We start from the raw sequence: 12,918 nt of genomic DNA on the forward strand, positions 1-12,918 counted from the left end.
CCTATCCGGCCGCGAGTGACGCCAGCGGTGCCGCTGGTTTGCTGCGCGTCGGATTAACGGCTTGAAACGCGGCCCATATATCGGCACCGCCTTGCCAGTTATGACGCGACCGATCCGCTTGAGGCCCGTAGAGGAACTCATTGAGCGCTTTCAGCGGTGCACGCAGGGCGTCGCGTTGTGCACGCGTCAGGCCGCGTTCTGAATCCGGTGACGCGCGCAAACGCGTATTGAGCAGAGCAAGGCAAGTCTTGGCATCGTGGGCGTCACAAGCACGCTTGAGCTGCTGTTCAAAAGCGTCGGGGGCCGGCACTAAGGTCTGCACCGTATCCGAAGTGCGGCGTTTTCGTGTCACCATCAGCGTCAGCAACCAGCCTAACGCACACGCCACCGTGGCATAGAACCAGTGGTTGCGGTGCAGCGGCACGGCACGAGTGGTCACGGGCGCATCGCTGGACTGAGCGACACCGGGTGCCGCCAACACGGACAGTGTGCGGGCAGCCAACGTCGCCGTACGCTCACGGTCGTCGACGGTATCCCACCACTTGATTGTTATTGGCGCGAGTGCCACATCGCCCGCGGTTTGTGGCACCAACGCCACCGTGGTTGTGCGAGAGCCGAGCACCCCCTTCTCACCGACTCGATCGCCCGCGGTTGGCTGATCTGGATACACGCGCAAGGCCTCGCTGCCCTCGAGCTTGAGCGCGGGAAGCTGAGCGGATGTGAGCCCCGTTGCCGCGAGCGTAATGGTGCGTGAGATGGGTACACCTTGCTCGAATGCCAAATTGTCGTTCGGCCAGATATCGGTGATCGACACCGCTTCAGCGGGCAACCAGGTGTCGCCAGTAAACGCAGCAGGCACCGGTTTCACCGTGCGTTGTATAGCCGGTGACGCCACGCTTTTAAGTCGATTGCCGCCTTCGGGCAAACGGATGCGTCCTGAGAAAGTCGTTTCGCCGAGCAGCATGTCGCCACTGGCCTGAGGGAATAGCGCGTGGCGCCGCTCATACACCTGGTATCGCTCGCCGTTGCGCGTCACCGAATATCGCCTTGGTTCGCCCATCGACTGCACCACCACATCCTGATCGTCAAGCTGGGGATCCGACAGCTGTCCGTCCAGCAACCAGCCGCGATAAAAAATGCGGACGGTGAACAGATGCTGTTGCTGCACGTAACCGCCCCCTTCCGGCGTAAGCTCGGTCTCAAGAAACAGATCGCCTAAATCCTCATTGCTGCGCGGTTTAGGCGGCGACACATTAATGGTGACCGCATTAGACTGATCGTTGCCAAAAGTAATGGGCGGCAACGTGAGTGCGCCCTCTTTTTTGGGTAACAACACCATGTTCCAGCTTTTTTGCTCACGGTAGTTACCGTTGATGATCTCCACGCTATTGCTCAGTCCTTGGCTCAGAATCGCGAAGTCCTCTTCAAGCGCTGAGAAATCCGGTTCGGTTTCAAGCTGACCTTTGTACGTAAACACCGCCGTAAAAGTCTGATCTTTTTCGACGTTAGTCTGATCAACGGTCAGTGACGCATTGTTCGCAAAAACCGCGGTGGTCAACAAAAAGAACACACCCAATATAACGCCCTGCTGTCTTACCATTGTTCACCTGACCTACGCGGTTCCCCGCGATCTCGATACTGACGCTTGAATTTACGCCGCAACAGACCACCCGGATCATCCGGGATTCGCTGCAGCCATTGTTCCACCGCTTGCTGCTGTTCTTCCTCGGTCATCTGTTCGGACAGTTGCGCCTGCATTTCACGCTGCTCGGCCTCCCGCTCTTCTTCGGTTTGCGACTCCGCGTTTTTCGGCTCTTCATTCTGTTCGCCTTCCGGTTCGCCGTCTTGCGATTCGCCACTGTCCGCGTCGCTGTCCTGACCGTCGCCATTGTCTTGACTCTCGCCATCGCTTTGGTCGCCATCGGACGATTCTTCACCGTCTTCTTGCTGCTCTTGTTCGTTTTCTTGAGAGTCCTGAAGCTGTTTTAGCAACTCCAGATTGAAGCGCGCGTCGTCATGGTCGGGCTGTTGTGTGAGTGTGCGCTCATAGGCTTTGATCGCGTCGTCAATATTCTGCGCCTTGGCCAGCGCGTTGCCGCGATTGTAATTGTCGGCCGGCGTATCCAAGCCCGACAGCGCCTCGGCACTTTGCGCATACTCCTGAGCCCGGTACAGCGAAGCGGCCTTCCAACGCTGATGCTCAAATAGGGAGGAGGCTCGAGCATAGCGCTCGTCGTCGAAGGCCGTTTGACCTTGTTGATCCGGTCGTTCCCACAGATCGTCCCACAGACCGGCCTGTGCCGGCGGTGGTGTCAGTAACACCGACGCCAACACCGCACAAAACAACGTGCCGCGTCGAAACCAAAGCGCCACAAATGGCAGACACAGAAGCACCAGTAGTGGCCCCTGCTCGTGCCATAGGTCGGTGGCAAACTGTTGTTCATTTAACGCCGCCGAATAGTCACCCAGTGGACGGGATAACAACGATTCAATCTCCGCATCACTGAGTGTCGTGTCGAATAAGGTGCCGCCACCGTCGGCGGCGATGTCCTCGAGCAACGCGCGGTTGACCGACGCCATGACCATTTCGCCACGTCGATCGCGCAGAAATTCACCGCGGGTATCCCGCACTAGCCCACCCTGAGCGGTACCGACTGCGATCAGCGACACACGATGCCCCACCTCGCGCGCCTCACGCGACGCAGTACGCGCATCACTCTCGTCGGACACGCCATCGGTAATCACCACAATTTCGCCCGGTTCACCGCCAGCTTGATCCAGCAACCGCGTCGCCATTTGAATGGGCGGTGCCAGACGACTGCCCTGACTGGGCATTGTGCGCGGCGTAAGACTCGGTAGCATTGAGACGATGGTGCGCGTGTCGTCGGTAAGCGGTGTTACTAAAAACGCGTCCCCAGCAAACGCCACAAGTGCGGTTTGGCCGTCGCGGCGCTGTCGCAACACATCCCGCAATTTAATTTTCGCGACCTGCAGACGTGTCGGCAGGATATCCTGGGCCGTCATCGACTGTGATAAATCGAGCGCGATCACCACCGGGTGCTGCTGCGTAAAAACCGGCTGAGGGAGCTGCTCCCAAGCCGGTCCGGCGAGAGCAACAATCAGCAACCCGGTAAGCCAGTATGCCGGCCACCGACGACGCGTTTCGCCGTCAACAGACGTGGTGAGAACGAAACGCTGAAGCGCCGGGTCTACCAGCCGTGCCCAGGCACCGCGTTGCGCCTGTGCACGCCGTCCAAGCCAATACAGCGCCGGCAACAACAACAAAGCGAGCAGTACCCAAGGACGCAAAAAGTGAAAGGCGCTTAGGGTCGACAAATCGAAGAGGCTCACGCGGACTGCCTCCTCGGAAAACCATGCCAACTCTGACGCAATAGAAACAACAGTGCCGTCAACAGCAACGCTGCGGTAAGCGGGTAGTGAAACAACGAACGAGATGGACGAAAGCCCGCCGTTTCATGACTGACCGGCTCCAGCTCGTCGAGCAAGGCATAGATGTCCGCCAACTCCTGCGCATCGCGCGCTCGAAAATAGCGACCGCCCGTGGTGTTCGCGATCGTCTGCAGCGTGCGCTCATCGAGGCTAGAGGTGCGCGCTCCCTGACCTCCGAAAATACTCGCAAATGAGCGAGGATCCGCGCCGATGCCCACCGTATAAATGGTTAAGCCCTCCACGGCGGCGAGTTGCGCGGCTTTGAGCGGATCGACAGCGCCCGCCGTGTTGGCCCCATCTGTCAGCAGAATGAGGGTTTTCTTTTGAACATCGTTCTCGCGCAAGCGTTTGATGGCCAGACCGATGGCATCGCCAATCGCCGTTTCACTGCCGGCCATTCCAACAAACGACTCATCGAGCAGTTGCGCAACCGTGCGGCGATCAAAGGTGAGCGGCGTCTGCAGATAGGCGCGTCGGCCGAACAGGATCAAACCCATCCGATCGCCAACGCGTCGCTCAATAAAATCGCCCGCTACGCTTTTCGTCGCGGCTAGCCGTGTAACTTGGCGTCCACTCAGACGGAAATCGCGCAACCGCATACTGCCAGACACATCAACGGCCATCATCAGATCACGGCCGGCCACCGGCAGCGGCCGCGGATCGCCAAGCAGTTGGGGCCGGCTCGCCGACACCACCAACAGTAGCCAGATGAGCGACGCCAACAGAAGGAAAAACAGATTGCGCGCCGGCGACCAGGTTTCGCCCTCACCATGCAGTTGCTCGGCGAATGCGGTGCGCAGCGCCGACTCGGTGAGCGGCGTGCGGCCTTTGAGCAACCACCGCGCTAGCAGCGGCAGCGGCAACAGAGCAAATACCCACCACCATTCGAACTGCAGCGTCATCCTTTCACCCGCGGCAAGGCGCGAATCCATCGGCGACATTCGTTGACTAACTCGCACGCATCGAGTTGGGCTGTCTGTCGATAGATATCGCGCGCCAACACCTCGCGCATCGCATCACTAAAGGAAAAACCGCTACCAGTCGACTGCAATCGATCCAGCCAGGCGTCTCCCGCCAACTTCGCGACCTGCGTTCGCGGCTGCAGTGTGAGCAAGGTACGTTTTAGCAACACATTGATCTCTCGAGCAAGGCGATGCGAATCACCATGCGACTGATAGCGCCTATCCAACTCTCGCAACGTCTTCATCGCGGCGCGATGCACAGCATATTGTCGATACCGACGCCACATGAACCAGCCGGTTGCCAGCAGTAAAAGCATCACCACCCAGTAACCCCAGGCCAACGGCCACCAGCTGATCGCATCAGGAAGATGAATGTCGCGCAAGGCTTCCAGCGGATCGCTCATGTTGGCTTACCGCAGGGCGCGCAGCACGACGGACGACACCTCATCACGCGTGCACACGTCAATGCATGTGGCTTGAATTTTTGCAGCCGCACGATGCACATGCGCGCGGCGCGCGTTGAATGAGGCCTGGTAGTCGGATCGGCGCGCACGACCGCGGCTGTCCATCGCCAGCACGTCGTCGCCCGACGTCACCGCGTAAACACCGGGCGGCGGTAACTCAGCTTCGAGGGGGTCGTACACAAAAAACAACAACAACGTGTTGTGTTGCGCCAGCTTCATTAATTGACGTTCGGTCGCCTCATCGAAATCGCGCCAGTCCGTCGCAATCACCAGCAAACTACCGGGCCGACTCACGCGAAATATCCGCTGGAGTTTGTCGCGCAGGTGTTCGCCTTGCAAAGCCGATGGCGGTCGTCGTTCGCCCGACTGATCGACCGTCCAATTGTCGGCGCGACTGACATCGTGAATCCAATTGAGAATGGCGCGCTTACCGCGTGCAGGCCGTCGCTCGAGTCGCTGTCGCCCACCGAATACGACGCCACCTACGCGATCACCGTGGGCAAACGCCGCCCAACCCACCATCGCGAGCGCGTGCGCCGCAACCACTGCTTTAAAACGTCCCTGTGTCGCAAACTGCATGGCCGCCCGCACGTCGAGGCACAAATAGACCGGGCGTTCACGCTCCTCGCGGAACAACTTGGTGTACGGGGTGCCAGTTCGCGCCATGACCCGCCAATCCAGATTGCGTCGATCGTCCCCATGCTGATAGCGCCGCGATTCTTCGTAGTCCATACCACGACCTTTGAACGTGGATAGGCGATTTCCCGTTTGCTTGCTGCGCACGAGCCCTGAAGACATGTCGATACCTCCAGCAAAATGCCGAAGATGGATCAGGTCCGCGCTACTTACGCGAACCCGTGACAGAGCCGTGTCTTCTTTGCTCGCCGATTGCATCACGTTATGGCACACCCACACGCTCGAGAATGGCGTGGATCATGTCGTCGGTGGTAATGCCTTCGGCCTCGGCCTCGAAGTTTAGAATCACACGATGGCGCAGCACATCGGGCGCCATCGCCTGCACATCTTCCGGCGTCACAAAATCACGCCCTTCGAGCCAAGCATGTGCACGCGCGCAACGATCGAGCGCGATGGTCGCGCGAGGGCTTGCGCCAAACTGTATGGCCCGCTTGATGTCATCGCCATAGGCGCTGGCATCGCGTGTTGCCAGCACAATATTGAGAATGTAATCCTCAAGCTCATCGGACATATGCAGCCCAAGAACCGCCTGCCGAGCCGTAAAAATGACGTCCTGGCTCACGGTGAGTGACTCAGCTTCCGTTCCTTCATGGGCCGCAATGGCCTCGAGTCGATTCAGGCGCAGAATCTCACGCTCGGCATCGCCATCGGGGTAGCCAATTCGAACATGGATCAAAAAACGATCCATTTGCGCCTCCGGCAACGGATAGGTGCCTTCCTGTTCTATCGGGTTTTGCGTGGCCATCACCAGATACAATCTGGGCAGAGGGTACGTCTCCGAACCGACGGTAATCTGCCGCTCTTCCATCGCCTCCAGCAGCGCAGACTGTACTTTTGCCGGGGCACGGTTGATTTCATCGGCAAGGATCAGATTGTGAAAAAGCGGTCCGGATTCGAACTGGAAACGCCCTTCATTCGGCCGGTAGATCTCCGTACCGGTCAGGTCCGCAGGTAGCAGGTCCGGGGTGAATTGGATGCGCTGAAAGTCGCCTTCAAGTCCGTTACCCATCACTTTGATCGCGCGGGTTTTGGCCAAACCTGGGGCGCCCTCAACCAACAGGTGTCCATCACAGAGCAGCGCGATCAGCAGACGATCGACCAGCTGTTCTTGACCCAGAATGAAACGCGAAATGTAACTCTTAAGTTCTTGTATTTGTTGCATAATTATTCGCTAATAAAAAACTACGCACAGTGTAATGCAGTGTGCGCCTAAGGCCAAGACCCTCACCCGTAACCGATGCGGCGGGTCCTCGTATCGTTGCGGCTCAAGCGTTTGATAAAGCGGCTGGGAGTGAGTTCCCGGTGTGGGCAATCGGAAGTGGGCATCATCGACCAGGCGAGCTCAGGGTGCGATGACCTCAATGTGCGTGGTGACCGAATTGGCGATAAAGCACTCTTCGTGCGACAGATGGTGCATTTTCTCAATCTGTTCCGGCGTCACCGACACCTCCGGTGCGAAGGTGATCTGCGGGCGCAGCGCCACGTGCGTGACAGCTAGCCGGCCCTGATCGTTCTTGCTCATGGTGCCGACCGCCTCGTCCGTATAGGCCAACACGCGCAATCGCTTGCGTGACGCGATGGCCAAAAACGTGAGCATATGACACGACGCGATGGCCGCGACGAGCGCCTGCTCGGGATCCGCGAGCTTACGCTCTCCGAGGTATTCCGGCGCCGAAGACGCGCGGATCGGTTGTTCGCTCAACACCCAATCGTGATTGCGCGAATAATCATCGTAAGCAAACGAGTCGCCAGAGAGGGACCATTGAATTGACGCGGTATGGGTCGACACGAAAAAAGCCTAGTAACGTTCACCGTTGTTTTGTGCCACTTTACTCTCTCGGTAGTGGGCCAAAATGTCTTCCAGTGAATATTCGGGCGTGTAACCGAACGTCTTCTCGAACGACGAACCGTCGATAATGACCGAGTATTTAAAATAGTTGATCAAAAACGCTGGAAACGCCTTCCATCGCATAAAGCGGCTGATGGTTTGCGGCAAAACGGGTGGAATAGACGGAAGATACAACGGCCGGCAACCCGCTTCCTTGAGTACGGCCGCATAGTCCGACCACTCTTTTGGCGCGACGTTATAAATACCCGGTACGTTTTTTTCAAACGCCAAGGTCACAGCACGCGCCATGTCATAGATGTGAACAAACTGCATCATTGGCGAAAAGCCGGCTAACACCGGTGCGACGGGTCGCGCCAACAACAGACTCATGGTGTTGTTCACTTCCGGTCCCGTGATGTGACACGGCCGCAATATGGTCATGTTCAATTCGCGGTGTTTCCACAAAAACACGTTGGCCAAATTTTCCAGTTCAACAGAATCGACCAGGTCTTTGGTCAAACCCACCGCTTTGAGCGGCGCGCTTTCGTCTAACAGCACCGGGTTATAGGGACTGGCGCCATAAACGAAAAAAGTTGAGAGGACGATGACACGCTCAATGTCATACTTGACGCACAAGTTGAGCAGGCGTTGTGTGCCTAACACATTGGCGTTGTACCGGCGTTCAGGGGTCGTTTCGTCAGACTCCATGCGGCCCAAATGGATAACGCCGTTCACCGAATGCTGACGAAAAATATCTTCAAACTGCCGCTTATTAAAATCGCCAACGTATGCCGGTATGTCATCGCCCAGTTCTGGAGGTCGCCGAAAGTCCACCGCGACGATGTGGTACTGATCTTTCAGACGACCGATTACTTCACGCGCCAGCGATCCCGCTGCACCGGTCACCATGACAGTAGCCTTTTCCGTCTTACGTGACGCGGCCTTTTTCGCCGGCGCCCGCTTCTTTTTCCTCGACGGCTTCGTTTGCTTCGCGGGTTTTCGGTCGCGTTTTTTTTCGGGCGTGTCGGCGTTAGTGGCGCTCATCAGTAGACGCTCGTACGATCGTTCAAACCGTCTTCGATCAGTGCATTGATGTGCGACTTGACCGTTTCGACGTGCGCCACCACCTCGTCCTCACTGTCGACCGATCCTTCAAAGGTGAGCGGTTTGCCAAAGTTAAGCGTGACGCGCGCCGGAAGCGGTAGTGGAAAGGCGAGCGGAAAATAGGGAATGCCCAGTAGTTTGGCCAGCGGCTTTATGTTGCCGGCGCTCGGCATGGTTTCCTCACACCCCACTACGCCAACCGGCAGGATGGGTGTGTTGTGTTTGAGTGCCAGATGCATAAACCCTGTGCCAAAACGCTGCAATTGATAGCGGTCCGCATACGGTTTGCCCGAACCTCGAATGCCTTCTGGAAAGACAACGATGCAGGCCTCGTGTTCGAGCATGCGCGAGCAATTGACCGGATCACCGATCACCGCACCCATATGATTGAGCGCATTGCCGACAAACGGCACCGTTGGAAAAAAACGCTCGATCATGGCGCGAGGCGCCCGCGCACCATGCGGATTGGTCGACAGCGCCATGCCGATGAGCAAGCCATCCATCGGTAGCTGCCCGCTGTGGTTGGCAATCACCAATAAACGACCTTTCGTCGGCACATTTTCAAGCCCATTGGCTTGCACACGAAAATAGTCATCGTATAGACGTTTGCAGACGGCGAAACTGAGCCAGGATCGCTCTTTGTCCATGCCCCATGGGTCGCGCTTGAACTCACCGGGCGCGCGAGGAATGCTCGCCAACTGTTCAGCCATTTCCGGCGGCAAGATTCGGTCTTTAATCGCTTTTCCCAAACTCATCATGGACTCCGTGCACAGGCCTTTAGTTTATACGCGCCCACTCACGACGGCGCAACACGAACGGCCGTGTGGCGCGCTGCGACATGACAAAAACGTTAGGATACCTCGGACGACCGGCAGGCGTCGTAGGTGAACGACACCACCTCGCGAATCCAGTCGGACACCAGCCGGTTAGCCGCCTCTACTCCGCTGGCCGGATCGCCTGACGCGGCCCGTGTGAGCGTGAATTGCTGGGTGGCCAGCACACGATTGGGATTGACCGAAAAAACCCGCACATTGGCATCGAATTCCACGCGCGACTGAGTCGCATCACGCGATTCGAAGCGTTGTATTAAACGCACGTCGTTGACTTCGACGCGAAACCGTGTGGGCGCCAGAGCCGGTGCGGTAATCACGTCGCCAAATCCTCTGTGCGACGCAAAGGCACGATGCAACGGTTGTCGCAACAGTCGCGGCACGGCATCAGCCCAACGTGCATACGCAAAATAATCGATTTCAAAGGGTGCCGTGCTGTAGGCCATACGCGACGTTCGAAAGCCGGGCGCGCCAAACGCGTCCCCCACCTCCAGACTCTGACACACCGTATCGCTGGCAACGTCGTCACGAATCATAGGGTCGAGTGTGTAAATCTGCTCGCGCGAATCGTCTTTGGCACCAAACGTTGGCAATAACGCACAGCCGGACACCGTCATCACCGCCGTCGCGAGCACCAGCCATTCGAATCGTCTCATCACTCCTCTCCAGGTCCGGGTTCAGGGGTAGGACCGCCAAACAGCACGCGACTGGGATCATCTTGAAGCGATTCACTGACTTCGCGAAGGTTGGCCGCCGTCATTTTCAGCTCCTGAATGAGCTGTGTGGCCTGAGGAAACGCGCTGGCCGTAAAGGCACGCACGTCGCCACCGCTCGCGGCCACCGTATTTTGCAAATCGGCACTCGTCGCCTGCAGCGTCTCACCGGTTTGCGCCAAACTCAGCGCCATCTGTTCGAGCGCCGTCGCGGAGCGTACAAACTGGTCAACCAAAATCGGTAAGTCGGTGGTCGCAGCGTCAACTTTATTGATCAAACGCGCGGTATCGTTCATCAACGCCGACAGCTCATTGGCGCGCGCATTCAGTGTGGCAGTCAGCTGCTCGGTATTAGCAAGGGTAGCGGCCACACTGGCCTGGTTCTGTTCGTTGAGCAGCAGACCCAGTCGATCACTCGTGGCGATGATGCTGGCAAACAACTCCGATACGCTGTCATCCAGTCGCATGAGTAGTGACGGCCGACTCGCGATGATCGGGTAATCGTCCGCATCATCTTGTGGCAAGAGCAGCCCAGCCGCTTGCGACCCTCCAGTCAGATTAATGTTGGCGATGCCGGTGATACCCTGCAGCTCGAGCGTCGCCACGGTGTCGGTCTTGACCGGTGTGTCCTCAAGCACCAACAGCACAATTCGCACACGCTCCGGATTATCAGGATCGAGTCCGACCTCGCTCACCCGTCCGACACTCACCCCTTTGTATTTAACGTCAGCATCGACATTTAATCCTGATACCGACTCGGTCATGTACACCAAATAGCCTGCGTAGTCGCGCGGGGGGCCACCGGTTGTGAGCCACAAAAGACCGGCGATAAGCGCCGCGCCCAACAACAGGACAAAGACACCAACCAGTATGTAGCTAGAACGAGGCGTCATGATGTCAGCCCCGCCGGCGCGAAAAACTCGGCGACCTCGGGATACTCGGATTGCGCCAGACGTGACGGCGTATCACAGGCGAGCGCTATTTTCCGTCCGAGAAAGACCGCGCGGTCCGCTACGTTCATTAGTGAGTTCATATCGTGCGTAATCATAACAATTGTCAGGCCAAGCAGCTCTTTGAGCTGCAAAATTAGTTCATCGAGTGCGCGGGCACTCACCGGATCCAGTCCGGAGCCTGGTTCGTCGAGGACCAGAAGCTCCGGATCGAGCGCAATAGCCCGTGCTAATGCCGCCCGTTTTTTCATGCCACCGCTGAGCTCAGCCGGCATAAGCGGCGCCACGCTGACATCGAGGTTGGACAACTTGAGTTTGATCGCGGCGAGTTCGTCAATGAAGGCGTCGTCGAGTTTGGTGTGTTCGCGAAGCGGAACACCGACGTTTTCAAGCACCGATTTATCGGAAAACAGCGCACCATATTGAAACATTACGCCAATGCGTTTACGCAAGCGCAGTGATTCGATTTCGCCAAGACGGGTCACCTCTTCGCCGAACACTTTGATGGATCCAGCGGTGGGCTGCGACAGCATCACGATATGACGCATAACGGTCGACTTACCGCTACCGCTGCCGCCGACAATCGCAAACACTTCGCCTCGTCGAATGTTGAACGTCACGCGGTCGTGCACGACTTTATCGCCAAAACGGGTCACAACATCGCTAACTTCGACCAGATTGTCGTTACTGGACATGGTTATATCCCAAGCTTGCTGAAGACAACCGAGAACAGCGCGTCGGTGACGAGCACCAGAAAAATGGCTTGCACCACACTGATCGTGGTTTGATGCCCCACTTGCTCGGCACCCGCCTGAACTTCAAAGCCTTGATAACAACCCACCGCGGCGATCATCAATGCAAATACCGGCGCTTTTCCTACGCCTACGATGACGTCCGTGGGCGACACGGTCTGTGTCACGCGGTCAACAAAAATGGCAAAGCTGACATCAAGCAGACTATTGGCCATCACCATGCCGCCCAGAAGACCCATGATATCGCCAAACACAGTGAGCAGTGGCAGCGCTACGAGCAACGCAAAAAATTTGGGCAAAGCCAACTCTTCGACCGGTGAAATGCCCATCGTGCGCAATGCATCAATCTCTTCGGTGACTTTCATCGTGGCGATTTGAGCGGTGTACGCCGACCCGGTTCGCCCCGCCACAATGATCGCTGTGATCAGGGGCGACAGTTCACGCACCATGGCCAGGCCGACAAAATCAGCGGTATAAATGCTAGCCCCGTAAGTCGACAGCGCGATACCCCCTTGGTAGGCGATAACAATACCCAGCAAAAATGTGAGTAGACCCACGATCGGCAGCGCGTCAAATCCACCCTCCTCGATGTGTTTGACCACCGAAGACCAACGCAACTGAGCGGGCGTTAGCGCAATACGCAGTGATGACATGGTGAGCCGCCCGATGAAGGCCAGAAACGCCAGATAGCCGTTGGCGGTCGAGTAGGTATCGCGTCCAATATGCTCCAGAAAACCGGGGTGCTCTTCGTGCGGGATATCGGATTGATGCACGCCATGCGACGCTACCAGCTCCATCAGTCCGGCGTGATTTGCCGACAGACCCACGAGCGATACCGTCTGGTGCTGCTCTAAGACTTGTATTGAGCGGGTGAGGTACCACGCGCCGGCGGTATCCAACGAGGCAATCCCCGATGCGTCGATGATCAGCGCATCGTCATTGCGAAAAGCGTCAAGTGCACGGGTGAGCGAGGGTAACGACTCGGCTCGCCAATGGCCCTCGAGCGTCAACGTGTGGCCGTGCTGTTGAATAGTAGGGTCAGTGTCGCGCGCCATGACTTCCTGGTATCCGTGATTGCGACACGCCGCTCGACCGCGATTTAGGTCAGTAGATTGCGCGTCGGTCCGTACAGACTCTCATCGCCCCGATTGTCCACGCACCCCGCACAG

Annotated in this window: 13 protein-coding genes; all 13 read right to left on the reverse strand. The window is 57.5% G+C overall.

Annotated features, from left to right (window positions below):
- Window position 1 precedes the first annotated feature (1 nt).
- Window positions 2-1,600 (reverse strand): BatD family protein, encoded by a 1,599-nt coding sequence (locus AAF465_07245; GenBank protein ID MEM7082514.1) that lies wholly within the window; start codon window positions 1,598-1,600, stop codon window positions 2-4.
- A complete protein-coding gene (locus tag AAF465_07250) occupies window positions 1,594-3,351 on the reverse strand; it encodes a VWA domain-containing protein (GenBank protein MEM7082515.1) in 1,758 nt (585 codons plus the stop codon). The genes AAF465_07245 and AAF465_07250 overlap by 7 nt, the downstream gene beginning before the upstream one ends.
- Window positions 3,348-4,382 (reverse strand): VWA domain-containing protein, encoded by a 1,035-nt coding sequence (locus AAF465_07255; GenBank protein MEM7082516.1) that lies wholly within the window; start codon window positions 4,380-4,382, stop codon window positions 3,348-3,350. The genes AAF465_07250 and AAF465_07255 overlap by 4 nt, the downstream gene beginning before the upstream one ends.
- The gene (locus AAF465_07260; GenBank protein ID MEM7082517.1) at window positions 4,349-4,816 is read right to left on the reverse strand and encodes a DUF4381 domain-containing protein; all 468 of its coding nucleotides are present in this window, start codon (window positions 4,814-4,816) and stop codon (window positions 4,349-4,351) included. The genes AAF465_07255 and AAF465_07260 overlap by 34 nt, the downstream gene beginning before the upstream one ends.
- A gap of 6 nt (window positions 4,817-4,822) precedes the next feature.
- Complete coding sequence (locus AAF465_07265) at window positions 4,823-5,674, reverse strand: DUF58 domain-containing protein (GenBank protein MEM7082518.1); 852 nt, start codon at window positions 5,672-5,674, stop codon at window positions 4,823-4,825.
- A gap of 100 nt (window positions 5,675-5,774) precedes the next feature.
- Entirely contained in the window at window positions 5,775-6,734 is a 960-nt protein-coding gene (locus AAF465_07270) for a MoxR family ATPase (protein ID MEM7082519.1), read from the reverse strand.
- 180 nt (window positions 6,735-6,914) lie between these two features.
- On the reverse strand, window positions 6,915-7,361 hold the full coding sequence (locus AAF465_07275; GenBank protein MEM7082520.1) for an OsmC family protein: 447 nt from the start codon (window positions 7,359-7,361) through the stop codon (window positions 6,915-6,917).
- A 9-nt stretch (window positions 7,362-7,370) separates the two neighbouring features.
- Window positions 7,371-8,309, reverse strand: a complete 939-nt coding sequence (locus tag AAF465_07280; GenBank protein MEM7082521.1) for an SDR family oxidoreductase — start codon at window positions 8,307-8,309, stop codon at window positions 7,371-7,373.
- A 134-nt stretch (window positions 8,310-8,443) separates the two neighbouring features.
- Window positions 8,444-9,259: a lysophospholipid acyltransferase family protein gene (locus tag AAF465_07285; protein MEM7082522.1), complete on the reverse strand. Its 816-nt coding sequence runs from the start codon at window positions 9,257-9,259 to the stop codon at window positions 8,444-8,446.
- Between the two features lie 95 nt (window positions 9,260-9,354).
- Entirely contained in the window at window positions 9,355-9,990 is a 636-nt protein-coding gene (locus tag AAF465_07290) for an ABC-type transport auxiliary lipoprotein family protein (protein MEM7082523.1), read from the reverse strand.
- Window positions 9,990-10,940, reverse strand: coding sequence for an MlaD family protein (locus tag AAF465_07295; GenBank protein ID MEM7082524.1), 951 nt, complete (start codon window positions 10,938-10,940; stop codon window positions 9,990-9,992). The genes AAF465_07290 and AAF465_07295 overlap by 1 nt, the downstream gene beginning before the upstream one ends.
- On the reverse strand, window positions 10,937-11,692 hold the full coding sequence (locus AAF465_07300) for an ATP-binding cassette domain-containing protein (GenBank protein MEM7082525.1): 756 nt from the start codon (window positions 11,690-11,692) through the stop codon (window positions 10,937-10,939). The genes AAF465_07295 and AAF465_07300 overlap by 4 nt, the downstream gene beginning before the upstream one ends.
- A 2-nt stretch (window positions 11,693-11,694) precedes the next feature.
- Entirely contained in the window at window positions 11,695-12,804 is a 1,110-nt protein-coding gene (locus tag AAF465_07305) for an MlaE family lipid ABC transporter permease subunit (GenBank protein MEM7082526.1), read from the reverse strand.
- Window positions 12,805-12,918 lie beyond the last annotated feature (114 nt).

This window comes from Pseudomonadota bacterium (assembly GCA_039028935.1).
In the GTDB taxonomy this organism is placed as follows: domain Bacteria; phylum Pseudomonadota; class Gammaproteobacteria; order Steroidobacterales; family SZUA-146; genus SZUA-146.